We start from the raw sequence: 17,456 nt of genomic DNA, 5'->3' as shown, positions 1-17,456 counted from the left end.
CTCGTATGTTACGAATACAAAACATGCACCTTACAAGGCAGAGCAAAAGCTCAGCCCTATGGTCTCGCTCATACTTTGCTTGCACTGCTGGCGGTGCGACAATTGAAACATTAAAAGCCTATGTAGAGAGTCAATCGACTCCAGAGTAAGACGCTATCGCGTCTCACGCCTTATATCCCCGACCTCATCGGGCGAGGGTTTACGGCGAAATTGCTAAACTTCCTGCCAGCCAAGAAAAGTGTGAGTATAACAAGCTCACAGCTAGTTGGGGGGGTACAACAACCCTTTTACTTCTCAGATGTGTTTTTAATCTAGATAGAGCGGCTTTCTGCTCTGTTTTTTGTTATTCTCATAGCCGCCACTATCATTTTTCTACTAAATATAAAGTAGCTTGATGCAACATAGATAAAAAACCCAAACAAACCAATCCCAGAACCCCATTTTATCAATACTGCTAATGACTCTTCCTTTTCAGATAAATAGTAAATACATAAAACAACGGAAAAGCACACAATGTAGGATACCCAAAATATGGCATATAGCTTTATTGCAAAGTTTGATGTCAGTAAATCATTGATTCTTATTCTTTCCATAATACGCACTCTATTTTCTTCGACTTTTTAAACTTTGTGAATTAAATTTAACAAAAAAGGATGATACATACTCACAATCTTTTGCTCGCGACTTTACTATCTGTATCTTTTGGAACAAAAGCTAAAGAGTCAAATCTATGCCCTTCCTACTCCTGCGTTGATAAAAAAGACTACTTTTTCATGCAAAAATCACCCTTGTCAATTGAGATACTAGCAATTTCATAGCTTGTCACCATATTGCTTTAATAATGAAGATTTAACATATACCATGTACAGTTCCCAAGATGTAGTAATTTGTAGAGTCTAATTTATGCTCAATGTTTATCACTCAAATAGCATGGATCTTCTTAAGGCACTAGTGACCCAATTAATCAAAAATGACCCACTTACAGAGGCATTTGAAGAAGAAAAAATTCTCGTACAGAGTTCAGGTATATCTCAATGGCTTAAAATTTCATTAGCAAGTGAAATTGGGATAGCCGCTAACACAAAGTTCCCCCTTCCTGCAACATTCTTGTGGGATATGTTCAACACAGTAATACCTGATCTGCCGAAAGAAAGTGCATTTTCCAAAGACATGATGAAGTGGAAAATCATGAAAATACTCCCAACAGTTATAAACTCGAAGGAGTTTGAGCCAATCAAAACATATTTAGCTAATGACTCCAATGGAACCAAGAACCATCAGCTCGCTGATAAGATAGCAGACCTTTACGATCAATACTCCGTGTTTCGACCTGAATGGATCGCAGAATGGGAAACAGGAAGTTGGGATAGCGACTTAGTTGGTCACCATAGTTGGCAACCAATCCTATGGAAATTATTAGTAGAGTACACTGAGCAACTTGGACAACCTAAGTTTCATCGAGCAAATATGTACGAGGCTTTTATTGATAAAGTTAATAAAGGCGACTTCGATAAGTCTAAATTACCAAGAAGGCTATTTGTTGTTGGTATATCATCTCTACCCCCGCGCTTTCTGGATGCACTACAGGCGTTGTCATACCATATAGAAATACACCTAATGTACGCCAACCCATGCAAGTACTATTGGGGTGACATCAAGGACAGAAAATATTTAGCAAGATTTGAAGCTAAACGCCGAAAAAAGATCATATTAGAGCAATCAAAAACAGTTGATGCAGGTGAGTCTTCGTTACTTAAATCTGGATTAGATCATGATGTCTTTGTGGGTGATGATGAGACTCTTGGTGCCTCTGTTGGTAACAATCTACTAGCCTCTATGGGTAAAACAGGCAGAGATTACCTTTCATTGCTTTCAGAAAAAGAAACATATGAAATAGACGCATTTGTTGAAATCGAAAGAGACTCTTTGCTCCACAATATTCAGGCTGACATCCTAAATTTAGAGGATAAATCACAACATATTCAATTTGATACAAACGAAGGCAAAGGTTTAATCTTAGAGTCTGATGACTCTTTAACCCTACATGGAAGCTTCTCTCCTCAAAGAGAGGTTGAAGTTCTTCATGATTATTTACTCAATGAGTTCAACCAAGATAACTCTCTAAATCCTCAAGACTTCGTTGTTATGGTGTCTGATATCGATAAATATTCACCACATATTAATTCAGTCTTTTCTGGTGCACCAAAAGATAGGTATATTCCATTTTCAGTCTCTGACAGAACTGCGACTGCTGAAGCCCCTGTATTGCAAGTTTTTTTGGACTTATTATCCATCGGAATAGGACGCCAAGAAGCCACTAAAGTGATGGAAATTCTGGAAGTTCCATCCGTAATGCGTCGATTCGAAATTGACCCAGACGACCTATCGACGCTTTCAATGTGGATAGAGCAATCTGGTATCCGGTGGGGTCTCGATGAGAAGACATCAACAATGAACGACCTCCCTGCCCCAAAACAAAATCATTGGCTTTTTGGTCTAAGCAGGATGATTATGGGTTACTCCATCCCTGAATACGAAGGGAGCTTTGAGGGCATATTACCCTATAATGAATCTCAAGGTTCTGTCGCTGAATTAGCAGGGAAGCTTGGTGCATTTGTAGATTCCCTTATCGAACTAAGGGATCACCTTTCTGAAGATCACACCATTTCATCTTGGATAGAAGTGATTAACAATTTGATAGATACATTCTTCGACATCACAAGAGATGAAGAGGAGGCAATAGCAAATATTCGATCTAAACTCTCGGAACTATACAGAGTTGTTTCATCGTCTGATTACCAAGATGAAATTTCAACTGATATTATTTTCCGCCACTTTAATGGGATCTTTTCTAAAGACCGTCTATCCCAGCACTTTATGATGGGTAAAGTAACTTTCTGCACGCTAATGCCAATGCGATCTATTCCATTCCGCAAAGTTTGCTTGTTAGGGATGAATGATGGCCTTTACCCAAGAAGTAGTCAGCCTGAAGGTTTTGATCTGATGGCTGCAAACCCGTTAATTGGCGACAGGTCTAGAAGAAATGATGATAGATTTCTATTTCTAGAGGCACTGTTGTCAGCTCAAGATTCTCTATATATCAGTTATGTTGATAGAAAAATACAAGACAACACAGAGCGAGTACCATCAGTGTTAGTCTCAGAGTTGGTTGAGTACGTACAAAAAGGATATTGCCTTGATTCTGATTTCAGCATTGATGCTGCGTCAGCAGAAGAGTCAATAATCAGAAACATAAGCTTTCAGCACCCATTGAACCCATTTTCTCCATCAGCTTTCGAAGGAAAATATCAGAGCTACGCCTCTGAGTGGGTGGCCTCATCATTGTCATCGACAACGAAATTAGATTTGCAAGCTGAGCCATTTATGGCACAACCATTAGAAAATATTCTTTTAACTGAGGCTTCTAGTGACTCAAAGGTAAAGCTTGATATTAGTGAACTTTTAAGGTTTTGGAGCCTTCCTGTTAAGCACTTTTTTACACGTAGTCTTAAAGTAAATTTCGACTTACAGGCAGGCTTAACGAATGATGAAGAGCCTTTCAATCTTGAACCAAGAGAAGCTTTTCCTGTAAAAAGACAGTGGCTAGATAATTTAATAGAAACGTTGAACAATGATGATTTACAAGGCTCAACCACTGACATCACATTTGAAAGTATGCTTAAGCGATTTTCCCAAGAGGGTGTTTTACCCAATGGAGGCTTCGCCCACAATTGCCTTACAGAAATTAGAGACTCAATAGAGACTCTAGCAAATGAGGTAACACAAGTAACCAAATCAGAACCACTCGAAGAAAAAATTGATTTATATTTTGAAATCAACTCATTAACTGTTAATCTTCATGGCTGGGCAAGGCGTCTATATAAAACTGGATCTGTATATTACCGAGCTGGCTCTTTACGTCCACAGGATATTTTGCAGGCTTGGGTTCAGCACTTAGCTATTTGCTCTAACGGCATGGAGCTACCTACATACATTTTATGCGCCGACGAACAAGTTATAATGAGGCCGATCCAAAAAGAAGACGCTAATGTGTTGCTTATGGAGCTGGTAAATGGGTATTACGAAGGCATGTGCACTCCTATTCCGTTTCTACCAAGAACTAGCTTTGCAGCACTTCAGGCAACTTACAGTAAAAAAGACAAAAAATACTACGGTGACCTTAATGTTAGTAGAGATAAAATAACCGCTGCCATTATGGAGGCAATGAGTGGTGGCTTTGGCTCTTATGGAGGTGAAATTTCAAACCCGTATGTATCCAGAGTTTGGAGCGAGGTGGACGATGAGTTTGTGGAATCCGTATACAATGTAGCCACAACTTACCTCCTTCCTGCGCTAATGAGCCTTGAGGAATACAACCGATTTAAACTAGGTGATCAAACCTGATCACTTAGTTCCTGCTCGATACGCAGTTTGGTCAGAATGGGCAGGTAGGCACTACCTTTCCCTTTCTGGTCATGACTTGAAACACGAGCATAGCCAACAATCTTCCTCTCAAAATTTATACCTAGTAAAACTCTGATGGAATTAATGGAAAATCGACGGTGATTGCCTAGAGTACGGTATGATTCTTGAATTTTTCCAGACTTCTGCCAACGACGAATAGTGGGAACAGAGACGCCAAGCATCTCTGCTGTTTCGCCTACCGAAAGATACTTATTAACCTTAATCATTTCTTATAACGATCAGGCTTGATAAGCCATTTATCAACTAGCGAATTACCCTTGTAATCGGTGTATAAATAACCCTCATCCTTAACCGATCCATCCGCGCCATAGTTCCTTTATCCTCCCTTGTTAATGAGTACTCATCACAAAAGACGATTAAATAATCTAGTGTTGCGTTGCTGAAAAGTTGAGAGACGTTGGCATTTAACTGCTTTTCAATCTCGACAGATATTGGCTAATATTGTTTGTTAAAACTCTTGCGCATTTTATGTTTTGCGTTATTGACTTTACTTTCCTGACAACTCTAACTGAGCATAGGTATTCTTTTGGGAATATAACTCCAACATTTGATACGCTTGATTTCTCCATTTTATTCAATCGCTTGGGTAATACTTATAATGTTGTCTACAGCATTATTATTAAATCTTTTTCTTATTTAAGTTTTAAACAATCATCTCTTTATTGCTATAATTACAGCATAACCAACACAAGGCAATGAATGTAAGAGAAACAATATCAAAAGAATTAGCTGATGATGTACGAGATCTCCTTAAGGAGTATTCTATGAAATCAAGCGATAAACTGAAAGAAAAAAGCAGATCTAATGTGCTTTATAGCTTAGGTAATATTTTATCAGGAAAAGAGCCTTCAGACGAAGCTAAAAAGAATGTCGCAAAAACTGGGTTTTACGCCACCGCAGCTCTTGGTGCTATTGGAGGTATAGCGTTTACAGATGTATTAATGACATGGGGTGAGCCATATAGTGCTGAGAAATCTTTTGAAGCTCAGTCTGTGCTTATGGGGATCGGTGCAGTCGCAACCTTGACGGCTCGATGGCTCAAGCAATTAGCTGACAGCATTAATACAGATCTATCTACAAGGGATTCAGTACCGACCTTCATAAAAAGTCTCCTTGATAGAAATGATATAAATGACATACTTGAGAGTAATATCAAAGTAGCCGAAGTGATAGAAGCACTTCCCAAGGAGCATGCAAACGAGTTAAAGCAACTAGCGTGGATTTGCGCACATAGAGAGCAAATCAAGTCGAATGAAGCCTCGCTCGAACATAATTACGATCATCAAGGTCGTAACCCAACAAAAAAAAACTCATTCTGAAATTTTACGCAAGTTTTTAAACTGTTGGTTTATAAGAAAAATCTGCTTTTGTGCAGACTTTTTCATTGACTTTCATGTTAGTGCATAAGACAATAATTCTTACCCATATATAAATAGGTGAACTTATGACCTTCTCTATGAGTAGAGGCGCTAGATTCGCGATTGTGGCAATATCAATCCTAGCCCTATCTCCACTCGCGATCAAAAGTACAATGAAGGCTGAGGTAGCCAACTTAGAAAGAAAAAAGAATGCGCTGGAGTTTACGTCGAAACTTAGGGCTGATCTTCTACACCCCTCAGATGAAAAGTATAAAAATATGAAAATCAGCGCTCACTATCATAGTCTCTTTCGTCGTAACAGCGGAATCGTAATTGATTGGGTTGAAGGCAAGAGCCTTGGGATTGGTGAATCAATGAAAGATCGCTTAGCCAAACAGATAGAGTCAGACTCAAAAGGGATTAGTGCCTTAATGGTTTTTGCGCTCACTGCTCATTCAGTCAAGGGAGACCCTACCAACCTTAACGAGCACACATATAACAATAATTCGTATCAAATTAGCGAAATTAGGAAGTATGCTGAGTTTGCTTCACCAGAGGTTGCAATCTTGCTCTCAAACCCTATTGAGTTTGCCATTGCTTTAAATAGTGGCGGAACCTATAAGGGTGTTAGGCCATTAGACTACGTTTTTAATTCACCAAAATTAACAAGGTCTGAGAACATCCGTAAAACAATCAAGTATCACAAGCGATACCGAGAGTATTGGCTTAGCTTCATGTTTGATGACGAATTTTTCGATGCTCCTATCTATGACAGGAAAATTTTTACTAATATGTCTAATAAATAAAAATATTTTATGGAAAAAAGACGATTTTGGACTGGGGATGAGATTAAGCGTCCCATTAAAGGCATTCACGACAAGTGCGTCTTTTGTTTTGGGTCAAATCCCGAGGGTCGGCATGGGTTAGGCTCAGCCAACACGGCCTTTAAGAACTGGGGTGCGGTTTATTACCAAGGAAGAGGGCGTCAACGGAACTCTTACGCACTCGTGACCAAAAATCTAACAAAAAACTATGTCGAGAAATCAACAGGACTAGTTTATGAAAACAGCGGCTACAGGAGTTCCAACTGAGTGGATAAAGAAAAATATCTTAGAACTATGCGAACACTGCCTAGAAAATCCACATGAGCTGTTTCTAATACCTTATAATTTGAATCGAAATTTAAACGGATACTCTACTAGGGCAATCATTGATTTGTTTATTAAAAACGTAGAGGTTCCAGTTAATTGTGTCTTTCATGAAAGCTGGAAGGCTCATTTTTCAAGCAAATAAACAGCCTCTAAGCGCAACGATATTTGCAACTAGGTAAGCAATAAGGAGCATTACCTTAATGAAATTCAATAACTTTTCTAACATTTTTGTAACCGTGCTTTGTGGTTTGGTGTTATCGGCATCTGCGTTTTTGGCTTACAAAAAGCCTTGGGTTACCCAATATCAGGATTCGATGAATCATTACTATACTGGATTTGGAATAAACCAACCTCCAGTTGCACCTACCTCACTTAACAACCCTAAGGACAGGGTGTCAGGCTACGTGTATTTCCTGCATCAATCAACTGTTCCTGATGTTGCTATTGTGAATGTAGAACTTCAGTGTATGAAGAAGTTTTCTGGCTCGGATGACAATACTTTCAATCTTGCATTGGATTTCATTGACACATACTACAACCACAGCTCAGAAGGCAACCTAGAACTTCAGGTATCAGATTTTCAAAAGCGAATTGACCTGATATTCGGTACTGACTTTTCTGCAAGGCACGTCCTAAAAAGAGGTGGGCAAATGGAAAACCAGATCGCCCTTACCAAGCTAGAAGGCATGGTTGCAGAGAAAGCTTCAATTTTAGACAAATCAGAATTCATCAATGAAATTCAAAGCTGCTACTCAAAGAAATAGACTACTCATTGCCTCCCTTTTAAGGGAGGTTTTCCCAATCAAGGCTACATTGTAAGATTAATTTTTGGGGGCTTAAGTTTGGCTAGCAACTTGTTAGGCAGGCCATTAAGACATTAGTGTTATTTTTGGCCTTCTTCAGATGTTAGCAATCTTATCATTTAGTCTTTCCCTAATTAGCATAACCTTTACTTATCTCGTTTTTACCTCTTCTGTTTTCTGTGCCATTTGTAGCTACTGCGAATACCAAGATGGATCAACCACCCACAGACTCAAGACTTAAGACTTTTTATTCCGACTCTAGCTTAGTGTGGTAATATGGTGACAACCATATAGAACATAAATTTCATTAAGCATGACAGAGAAAGAGAAAACGCCAGTCGAGTCACTTAACCCCTTAAGCTTCCCTCTTTATGGAGCCAGATTGATAGAGGCATCTGCCGGAACAGGCAAGACATTTACAATCTGTAGCCTATATCTGAGGCTACTCCTTGGTCATGGCGCAGAGGACAGTCGCCATCAATACCCTCTTACTGTAGATCAAATCTTAGTAGTAACCTTTACTGATGCAGCTACAGAAGAATTGAGGTCAAGAATACGCACAAGAATTAAAGAAGCCAGAGACGCCTTCCTGAAAGGCTCATCTAATGACCCTTTACTATCTAGTCTACTTTCAGACACCATTAACCACGAGCTTGCGGCAGAACTCCTGCTACAAGCAGAAAGGCAAATGGATGAAGCCGCGGCTTTTACAATCCACGGTTTTTGCCAAAGAATGCTAGTAAATAGTGCATTTGAGTCTGGCTCACTATTTGAAACCAGCTTCTTGACTGACGAAAGTAAGCTTCGCCAACAAGTTGTTTCTGATTATTGGAGAATAAGGTTTAACAACCTCCCCTCTGAAGTGAGCGGTATTATTCGTTCGGAATGGAAGAACCCTACTGCATTACTCAAGGACATAAATTCGTACTTGTCTGGGGCACCAGTGTATATCAAAGGCACTCGTTTATCTGGTGACATCATTGAAGCCCATGATATTAATATTGACAGAATCAATGAACTAAAGAAATCTTGGCTTGATCATAAAAGCCAGATCTTGGCCGCCTTTGATTCCTCAGATGTAAATCGCCGCTCATACACTAAAAAGTCACTCCCTGAATGGATTTCTAAAGTAACCCAATGGGCAGAAACTGAAACCACAGATTATTCGTGCCCTGCACAACTTGAAAAATTCAGAGCAAAAATTCTTCAGGAAAAATCCAAAAGCACACCTCCTGAATTGGCGATCTTTAACAACATAGAAGACTTCTATCAGTCTCCAGTCGGCTTAACTGAAGGGATAATGAAGGATGCCATTGAGCAGTGCCGCACTCTACTCAAGGAAGCGAAAGAGAGAATTTACGTTCTTGCCTTTGACGACCTATTGACCCAATTAAGTGATGCACTAAAAGGCGAACAAGGGAAAGTTTTAGGGAAAAGGATTCGTGAGATGTATCCGATAGCCATGATCGATGAATTCCAAGACACCGACCCTCTCCAGTACAACATTTTTAGCTCAATATACAGAACTAGACTGTGCCAAAGCGTAGATATCAGAGATAGTGGTATTTTTATGATTGGAGACCCTAAGCAGGCAATCTACGGCTTTAGGGGAGCAGACATATTCACATACATCAAAGCTAGGCGAGAAGTTAACTCACACTTTACCCTTAGCACTAACTGGCGATCTACAAGTAGGATGATAAATGCGGTAAATAGTGTATTTATGCATTCTCCAAGCCCTTTCATTTACAACGATGATATTGAGTTTCGCCCTGCTCTGTTTTCAGATAAGTCTACGGAAAATGCTTGGATTAAGGACGGAAACCCTTCTCCAGCCATAACGATGTGGCTAGACAAGTCTAAGGCCGAAATTTCGAGTAAAAAAGATTATGTTGAAACAATGAGAGAAGCAACCGTACAACAAATCAAAGAATTATTAACTGATGAGTCTATAGAGGTAAAAAAAGGGGAATCGACCCGTCGTGTCAAGGCAGGTGATATAGCCATTCTTGTCAGAACTAGTGATGAAGCAAAAGTTGTAAGATCAAAATTATCTGAACATAACATTCAGAGTGTATATCTATCAAATAGAGAAAGTGTGTTCTCCACCATGGAGGCTCACGATATTCTACGAATCCTCGTAGCAATGAGCGATCCAACAAATGACCGTGTTCTGAAGCCTGCTCTCGCGACACATTTACTCGGAGAGGATGCAGAATCCCTAGTAGAAATTGAACACAATGAGCACAAGTTAGAAGATATCGTCTTAGAATTTTCTGAATATTCTAAGATCTGGGAAAAGAAAGGCGTAATGCCTGCTCTTCGTCAAATACTGATAACAAGAAAAATAGCTGAAAGATTACTTCGTGGCGTAGAAGGAGAACGGAAGGTAGCTGATTTTCTCCATGTGTGTGAGCTACTTCAAGAGGAAAGCCAGAAAACACAAAGTAAGCATGGACTGATTCGATGGTTAACTGAAAAAATAGAGGAACCAGACGGCAACGCAGAAGAGCAGCAAGTTAGACTTGAATCTGAAAGCGATCTGGTAAAAGTAATCACAATCCACAAATCAAAAGGGCTTGAATATAATTTTGTTTTTCTTCCTTTTCTGACTAAATACCGAGAATCAGATAAATCACTTTACCACGATGAAGCAAAGAGCCAGACAGTATTAGATACCAAGAAGTCTGATTTTTCAAAATCGCGAGCAGAAAAAGAGAGACTAGCAGAAGATTTACGACTTCTTTATGTTGGCCTAACAAGGGCTGTATACGGTCTGTGGGTTGGGTTAACAACTATATCTGATGGCAGAAAGAAGACGGGGAACACGGGGGTGCATAAAAGCGCAATCGGATGGTTGCTTCAGAAAGGCACTATTTCTGATGCACAAGGATTAATCGATTTCACCAATGAACTTGAAAATTCTTGTGATGATATCTTTGTATGCCCTCCTCCACTTATTTCAGATACACGGTATGCAATTGATAACCTAAATCAAATAGAAATCGTGGCAAGAACGAATAAACGAAATATTTCAGAGAACTGGTACGTTACAAGCTTCTCGGCATTATCAGCAAACTCACATCGCCACAAGCATGTTTCTGCCGAGTTTACTTTTGAAGAAGAACAAGAAGAAATTGAGGCTCCTGAGTTAGATATTTTTAGTTTCCATAAAGGCGCAAAAGCAGGGACATTTTTGCACACTGTCTTTGAAAACATAGACTATAGCAAACCTGACTCTCTGGAAAATGAAGAAGTCATCAAAGAGCTTTTGTTCCTTGAAGGTTACGAAATCGAATGGACACCAGTTGTTAAAAAGCTAACGAAAGACATTCTAACAAAACCAATGACCTCTGAAAAAATCGAGCTGCAAAAAGTTACAAGCTCTAAACTTTTATGTGAAATGGAATTTGCTTTTCCAATTAAAAACCTGAACGCAACAAAATTAGCAAACCTAGCCAAGAAGCACGACCCTATATCACAGGATATGGATCTCAATTTTTTTGATGTCTCAGGAATGCTTAAGGGGTTTATTGACCTTACCTTTAAATATGAGGGCAAATACTACGTACTAGACTGGAAATCAAACCATTTAGGCGACAATCATGGCTCATACACAATTGATGCTCTAATTGAAGCAATGCAAGATCATAGATACGATTTACAGTACCAGATCTACTCGCTTGCACTACATAAATACTTGAAAAGCCGAGTCAAAGATTATTCTTACAATGAGCATTTTGGCGGGGTTCTTTACGTATTTTTGAGAGGCGTGAACTCTGATAATGACAATGGTATATATTTCGCCAAACCATCGGAGGAATTTCTAAATGGACTTACAGACCTGTTTAAGGGGGATGACGCATGAACAGCATGAGTGACTTACTAAAGCACCTATATAAAGAAAAAAAAATCCGCCCACTCGATTATCAATTCGCGAAACAAATGAGATCGCTGTGCGGGGGTAACCTAGATAAGAAAGAAGTTGATTTAGTGATGTACATATCAGCTCTTGTTAGTTACGAATACTCACTCAGCAACATATGCGTTACAAAAGAAAAGGCAGAAGAACTTAACTCTTTTGGGCAAAGTGTAGTTCAAGAAAACATCAGGGGTTTACTCCCTGACCCTAAAGATTGGGATAACGTAATCTCTAGCTCAGGTGTATTCGGAAATGGAAACGAAGTTAAACCACTTGTGTTTGATGGTGAGCGATTCTACTTATACCGAAATTGGAAAATGGAAACTGAAGTCTCCAACAGCATAAGAACCCTATCCAAACCAAAATGTTTGAGTAAAAAGCAGTTAATAAATATCAAAAAATCATTGGATAAACTCTTTGCGAGAAACCTTGACCTCATGGCTCAAAAAGTAATTGAAGCCTCAGGGTCATTAAGCGATGAAAAATTATTTGGAAATATTTGTGAGCTTCTGGACGTTACAGAGGAAAACAAAAAAAGAATCGATAAAAAGAAATTAATCAATTTAGTAAAATCAGAAGACTTTCAGGATAACTTAAATAAGTTATCCACAATAATTCCTGAGAGCTACTGCATAAACTGGCAGAAGGTTTCCGCAGCTTCAGCTCTTACTAGGCAATTTACTGTGATATCAGGAGGCCCCGGAACAGGGAAGACCACAACTGTGTCTAAGTTGTTGGCTGCTTTGATTGAAAACAGAAATACCGATGACTACACGATCAAGCTTTGTGCACCCACAGGAAAAGCAGCGGCAAGATTGTCGGAATCAATTTCAAAAGCAATGGAAGAGCTGCCTATAGAAAAAGGCATTAAGGGACTGATTCCTACAGAAGCTAGCACCATCCACAGACTATTAGGTGCAATATATAAAAAAGCTGACTTTAGACATAATAGAAAAAATAAATTACACCTTGATGTCCTAGTTGTGGATGAAGCATCCATGATAGACCTATCGCTTATGAGTAAACTCATTGAAGCATTGCCTGACAATGCTGTGCTTATATTGTTAGGCGATAAAGATCAGTTAGCATCTGTTGAAGCCGGATCAGTATTTGGAGACATCTGTGGATTCATAAAAGATGGGGTCTCTGAAAAACAAAAAGAGATCTTGGATTACATAACGAACTATTCTCTGCCCATAGGATTAGAATCAAATGATTTCACCGACGCTCTATGTGTACTAAGAAAAAGCTACAGGTTTCATAAGGATTCTGGTGTTGGTCAACTAGCATATGCAGTAAATTCAGGTAAAGAAGAGAATATTGCAAAAGTAATCAATAAAGGGTTTCGCGATATAGATGTAATCGATTTATCGAATGAAAGTCATCGTAAGTTTCTGAATGGTGTGTCTGACCATTACAGTGAATATTTAGAACACATTAGAAACAATGAGGAAATACTCAAAGTTCTTACTTCTTTCAATAAATCAAGACTACTTTGTGCCACAAGAGAGGGTGAATGTGGCATCAAAACGATTAACGAAAAGATAGAAACCATACTTGAATCAAGAGGATTGATATCAAGATCAAACACTAGCGCATGGTACGTTGGACGCCCTGTTATGATCACAAAAAATGACCACTCACTTGGTTTATATAATGGGGATATAGGCATTTGCATGAGATCAGACGACGGTAAAATGTATGTCTATTTTGAAGCAATTGATGGTGGGCTTCGGAGGTTTTTACCTAGCAGACTCCCTATAAATGAAACAATTTATGCGATGACAATTCATAAGTCTCAGGGTTCTGAATTTGAGTTCACATATATGCTCCTGCCAGATAAAATGTCGCCAATTATGACTAGGGAACTTGTATACACAGGGATTACTAGAGCAAAAGGAAGCTTGAAGTTATGTTGCATCAGGCAAGTTCTAAATAAATCTTCAAGGTTGATTACCACAAGAAGTAGCGGTTTGTCAGAGGCTTTAACAAATTAAGAAAACCCCACCCCTGAACGGGGTGGGGGCACTTATTAAACCTTAAAATCGACATCCACAACACCATCTTCTGCTAAAAAAGAAAAAGCTTCTGACAGATTTTCACATAGCTGCTCTAAACTATCCTCACTTAAGGGTTTTTTGAATATTTTTTTTCCACTAATAGCAACTACTATTATGTTTTCTTCTTCTCTGTGTATATCACTGTCTTCTGGTGTGAAACTAATATTTATTTCACTAGGGTTTGTTCCTGCCATAAGTAAATTTTATTTTTAGCATATTAAAAACTAAGAAAATAAAAAAGTAACAAATCAAAAGAATGACATGTGTCATCTTTTTTTATTGTTTTAATTATTGAAGAAACATAGGCACTTCATCTGATAATACTAGGTTTTCTAGTTGATTCAGTAGCTTATCCTTTAACGGCAAGTATTTTATTGTTCTTATGAACTTTATTGGGTTTATGTAAGGATGGTAGTCATCCACAAGTGATATTTGTAAAAATAAATACTCATCATAACTACGGAAAAACGTCTCATTAAATGTATCTACCTCCATTTTCCTATGACTTTCAAATGAGTGATCAAATTCCAAACTTTTAGTGAAATTCACCCTACCTTTCTTATCTAGGCTTACCCCTACATTCACCATGGTGTCTTTAAACGTTAAATCGAGTGTAGGTATGTCTGCTTTTGTAATAATTTTTGAAAAATCCCCTCTAGCCTCCTCTGACGGAAAACAAATGGTAACCATAGATCTCTTCGGGTGACCATAACAACTTGAGCAAGTTAAGTAACCTTTACCCTTAAGTGCATTTACAACCCCCCTAATGCCGCTCTCAATTTGACTTTCAAACTGTTCGAAGTATGGGGATACTGTAACTGCATAATATTTCCCCTCCTCATCGTATCCCCCAAAAATTCTTCCGTCTGCAAACTCTTTATTGTGCTTCCTGAAGGCTACATCGAATATAGTCAGATCCTGAGTGCTTTCTTGCTCTTGAGAAACATCCTGCTTAGCTTCAACAACATACTCGTGAAACGATGTAGGTGCATGAAAAATATTTGAATGAACTTTTGTTAATCCGTTTTTATTACTCATAAGATTTCTTGATTTGAATGCGAATTTCTAGTTAATATATATTGTGGCAATAAAATGACAAAATTTAAATAACACCTTACCTAAAATGGGCTGGCGGAAAGAGAACTATCGCCCCCACAATGAAAAAACTGTATGAAAACAGCGGATGTACTAGATTAGTTGAACCATATTGTGGTGCCCTGTCTATTGCCCTGGGTGTAAATCCTGAGTCGGCAAGGCTGTCTGACATAAACCAGCATCTAATCAACCTTCATATTCATGTAAGAGATGAGCCAGAGTTTAACGAAAACCCACCAAGCAATAGCTTCGAGTCTTATAATAATGTGAAAGCTAGGTTCAATGAGTTGATCTCATTGGGAGAGATTGGAAAGGAAGCCGCCGAAGCGTTCTATTTTCTAAATAGAACGTGCTTTAATGGTCTTTGCAGATTCAATAAAAGCGGTTTTTTCAATGTTTCTTATGGAAAATACAAATCACCTATAATTTTTTCTGACTTTAGTGATTATAAGAAATCTCTTGAGAAATGGGACTTTGTTTGTGAGGGTTATACTGAGAGCCTAAAAAGCACTAATTCCAATGACTTTGTGTTTATCGACTCTCCTTATGATGGCGGAGGCTTTGTTTCGTACTCAGAGTCTGGGTTCACAGCGGATGATCAATTTTTATCAGCCAAATTGGCAGCAGATAGCCCCTCTAAGTGTGTTCTAACAAATGCTGACACCCCATTCATTAGAGATCTTTACAAATCATTAGGATTTATGTGCTATCAACACACTATGCCGCGAATGATTTCTTGTAATGGGAAAAGAGAACGAGCCAAAGGAATAATAGCCTTCAAGGGATTTTCACGAAAAGAAATTGAGAGGATTAGGGCGCTTCTTTTTGCGCCCTTAACCTAAATTAAGTAAAGATATAGGTATAAGCGTCATGTGATTATACATAAGATTAGCATCGAGTTCATTCTCGAACAAAATACAGCTATTTTTGTATTCTCTATCCTCCACTTACCTAGATGTCTCTGTTCCAAGTTGTAATGCTTTAGGTGTCGATGGACTACTTTAAATGGCTTATATATGTCAGATTGCTACAAATTTACTTGGGTGTACGGGCTTATTTAATACATAGAAAGACGCTCCATTTTCAGATCGATCAACCAAGGTTAAGGTAGGCAAATCTATACGCCTTGCCATTAGTACCATCCCTGTGAATCCTTCTAATTCCTTCCTGTATGAATCATCCTTTGGGACATTCAATGAATCGGTAAATACAGCCTCTCCAAAGTCACCCAGTTCATAGAACTCATCCAATTTCTCTAGGCTAGTACCTAAATACACTTCTCTTTTATCATTCAACTGTGTAGGTAGATGTTTCAACTTTTTCTTGCCATATTTTGCTCAGGTTTGTGTGGCGATATAATGAAAAATAAACATAAAAGCAATGCGACATTTCTGTCGCATTGCTGTTTGATTGAATTTCAGGCGATTAACGAGAGCGAATCAGACAGTTTTTTATTATCCTTGCTGCTTAGCTTAACATCTGAGTTAAGGATGACAGATAGGTTTTCGTTAACACTAGAAAAAAGCGCTGCACCATTATCTTTGGTGAGATCAGCCACTAACTTGTCTTTAAGCTCATTAACAAAGAACAGGAACTGCTGGAATTCATGCCCCATTTCGTGAAGAATCTGAACTGACGGAACCCAGCCAACAGCTTCTCGTGCACCCTTTTTAAGCACTTCAAGGCTGCCGCGGCTAGCCTGCTTCTCTTTAAGCTTAAGAAACATCACATCCTTTGCCTCAACCTTATCCTTCCCTTCTAGGATCACTTTATGAAGAACAGCATTCACATCTTCCATTGGGACAGATAGACATCGAAGAGCCTTATAAGAACGAGCGCTTTTACCCTGAACTGAAAAACTACCGATTAATGTATCACCTGACTTAGCTGATTCCGCTACTTTAAAAAACATATTAAATCCTCTGATTCTTTTAAACTTGATTGTTAATCTCTATATGGTTCTTATTATAGCTTGCGCTAACTTTAATGTCAATATTTCCACCCATACACTTAAAAAAGAAAGTAATCGAGTGGTAACATACTTACTAAAAACAACAAGCATTCCATAAACACTTGATTTTAAACAATAAAAACAAGTAATCAAAATGAGACTTAGAAGAAAAGCGCCAAATAAACCAAGCAAAAAAAGTAAAAAGATGGGTGGCCTTATCAGCGCCACAAGAAGATATCGTTTCAATTTCTGGAAGAATGAAGTCGATAAATCTAGCGAAAACTCTACAGTTTAGGCATACGAAAACCTACACTAGTTTAATTCGGTTGGGATTTTCTCTATACTTTAAGTAAAATGTCAACTGATCGCATAATTACCTTTAAGTTAAACTACGCTATCACTTCAATAAGAAGTGATGCACTATCCTTAGCTGAGGCAGGAAAAAACAATCAAGTAAATTCCCGCTTAACTAAGTCTCTAGAGAGAGCTATTGCTCAATCAGCAGTAATGCTTGCCCTCGCCGAAGAAGCTATCCTTGCGAACAATAGAGACTATAGTAGGGAGGTCTTACCAAAAGTTAGTAAATTCGCTGAAAACCTAAATAAAATCTCAAAATCCATCAATTACTAAG

Annotated in this window: 17 protein-coding genes; 11 read left to right on the top strand and 6 right to left on the bottom strand. The window is 38.5% G+C overall.

Annotated features, from left to right (window positions below; genetic code table 11):
• On the top strand, window positions 1-149 hold a 149-nt coding region (locus tag KO511_RS16825; protein ID WP_215988571.1), incomplete at its 5' end, for a transposase.
• A 162-nt stretch (window positions 150-311) separates the two neighbouring features.
• Here KO511_RS16825 and KO511_RS16820 read toward each other — a convergent pair.
• Window positions 312-593, bottom strand: a complete 282-nt coding sequence (locus tag KO511_RS16820) for a hypothetical protein (protein ID WP_215988569.1) — start codon at window positions 591-593, stop codon at window positions 312-314.
• 310 nt (window positions 594-903) lie between these two features.
• Here KO511_RS16820 and recC point away from each other — a divergent pair, with 310 nt between their 5' ends.
• Window positions 904-4,404, top strand: coding sequence for an exodeoxyribonuclease V subunit gamma (recC, locus tag KO511_RS16815; protein WP_215988568.1), 3,501 nt, complete (start codon window positions 904-906; stop codon window positions 4,402-4,404).
• Here recC and KO511_RS16810 read toward each other — a convergent pair.
• Window positions 4,395-4,691, bottom strand: coding sequence for a MerR family DNA-binding transcriptional regulator (locus KO511_RS16810; RefSeq protein ID WP_215988567.1), 297 nt, complete (start codon window positions 4,689-4,691; stop codon window positions 4,395-4,397). The genes recC and KO511_RS16810 overlap by 10 nt on opposite strands.
• A gap of 558 nt (window positions 4,692-5,249) precedes the next feature.
• Between KO511_RS16810 and KO511_RS16805 the strand changes: the two genes are divergently transcribed.
• The 7 genes from KO511_RS16805 to recD all read left to right on the top strand — a co-directional run bounded on the left by KO511_RS16805 (window position 5,250) and on the right by recD (window position 13,716).
• On the top strand, window positions 5,250-5,804 hold the full coding sequence (locus KO511_RS16805) for a hypothetical protein (protein WP_215988566.1): 555 nt from the start codon (window positions 5,250-5,252) through the stop codon (window positions 5,802-5,804).
• 125 nt (window positions 5,805-5,929) lie between these two features.
• Entirely contained in the window at window positions 5,930-6,649 is a 720-nt protein-coding gene (locus KO511_RS16800) for a hypothetical protein (protein WP_215988565.1), read from the top strand.
• Window positions 6,650-6,658: 9 nt separating this feature from the next.
• Entirely contained in the window at window positions 6,659-6,934 is a 276-nt protein-coding gene (locus KO511_RS22635) for an A1S_2505 family phage non-structural protein (protein ID WP_436840229.1), read from the top strand.
• Window positions 6,903-7,136 (top strand): hypothetical protein, encoded by a 234-nt coding sequence (locus KO511_RS16795; RefSeq protein ID WP_215988564.1) that lies wholly within the window; start codon window positions 6,903-6,905, stop codon window positions 7,134-7,136. Before KO511_RS22635 ends, KO511_RS16795 begins: the two co-directional genes overlap by 32 nt.
• A 58-nt stretch (window positions 7,137-7,194) precedes the next feature.
• Window positions 7,195-7,758, top strand: a complete 564-nt coding sequence (locus tag KO511_RS16790; protein ID WP_215988563.1) for a hypothetical protein — start codon at window positions 7,195-7,197, stop codon at window positions 7,756-7,758.
• A 352-nt stretch (window positions 7,759-8,110) separates the two neighbouring features.
• Window positions 8,111-11,665, top strand: a complete 3,555-nt coding sequence (gene recB, locus KO511_RS16785; RefSeq protein ID WP_215988562.1) for an exodeoxyribonuclease V subunit beta — start codon at window positions 8,111-8,113, stop codon at window positions 11,663-11,665.
• A complete protein-coding gene (recD, locus tag KO511_RS16780; protein WP_215988561.1) occupies window positions 11,662-13,716 on the top strand; it encodes an exodeoxyribonuclease V subunit alpha in 2,055 nt (684 codons plus the stop codon). Before recB ends, recD begins: the two co-directional genes overlap by 4 nt.
• A gap of 35 nt (window positions 13,717-13,751) precedes the next feature.
• On the opposite strand, the gene KO511_RS16775 is transcribed toward recD, so the two are convergent.
• Both KO511_RS16775 and KO511_RS16770 read right to left on the bottom strand, forming a co-directional pair.
• Window positions 13,752-13,973: a hypothetical protein gene (locus KO511_RS16775; RefSeq protein ID WP_215988560.1), complete on the bottom strand. Its 222-nt coding sequence runs from the start codon at window positions 13,971-13,973 to the stop codon at window positions 13,752-13,754.
• Between the two features lie 94 nt (window positions 13,974-14,067).
• The gene (locus tag KO511_RS16770; protein ID WP_215988559.1) at window positions 14,068-14,817 is read right to left on the bottom strand and encodes a hypothetical protein; all 750 of its coding nucleotides are present in this window, start codon (window positions 14,815-14,817) and stop codon (window positions 14,068-14,070) included.
• Between the two features lie 68 nt (window positions 14,818-14,885).
• On the opposite strand from KO511_RS16770, the gene KO511_RS16765 reads away from it, so the two are divergent.
• Window positions 14,886-15,716 carry a DNA adenine methylase gene (locus KO511_RS16765; protein ID WP_354668177.1) on the top strand — a complete coding sequence of 277 codons (831 nt, stop codon included), beginning with the start codon at window positions 14,886-14,888 and terminating at the stop codon, window positions 15,714-15,716.
• A gap of 177 nt (window positions 15,717-15,893) precedes the next feature.
• On the opposite strand, the gene KO511_RS16760 is transcribed toward KO511_RS16765, so the two are convergent.
• Both KO511_RS16760 and KO511_RS16755 read right to left on the bottom strand, forming a co-directional pair.
• On the bottom strand, window positions 15,894-16,190 hold the full coding sequence (locus tag KO511_RS16760; RefSeq protein ID WP_215988558.1) for a hypothetical protein: 297 nt from the start codon (window positions 16,188-16,190) through the stop codon (window positions 15,894-15,896).
• Window positions 16,191-16,291: 101 nt separating this feature from the next.
• Window positions 16,292-16,786 (bottom strand): hypothetical protein, encoded by a 495-nt coding sequence (locus tag KO511_RS16755; RefSeq protein ID WP_215988557.1) that lies wholly within the window; start codon window positions 16,784-16,786, stop codon window positions 16,292-16,294.
• A 393-nt stretch (window positions 16,787-17,179) separates the two neighbouring features.
• Between KO511_RS16755 and KO511_RS16750 the strand changes: the two genes are divergently transcribed.
• Window positions 17,180-17,455 carry a hypothetical protein gene (locus KO511_RS16750; RefSeq protein ID WP_215988556.1) on the top strand — a complete coding sequence of 92 codons (276 nt, stop codon included), beginning with the start codon at window positions 17,180-17,182 and terminating at the stop codon, window positions 17,453-17,455.
• The last annotated feature ends 1 nt before the right edge of the window (window position 17,456 follow it).

Origin of the sequence: Vibrio hepatarius (assembly GCF_018860525.1) — a bacterium.
Lineage (GTDB): Bacteria > Pseudomonadota > Gammaproteobacteria > Enterobacterales > Vibrionaceae > Vibrio > Vibrio hepatarius_B.
The sequence above is the reverse complement of the archived record's forward strand: the minus strand, read 5'-3'. Positions and strand labels throughout refer to the sequence as shown.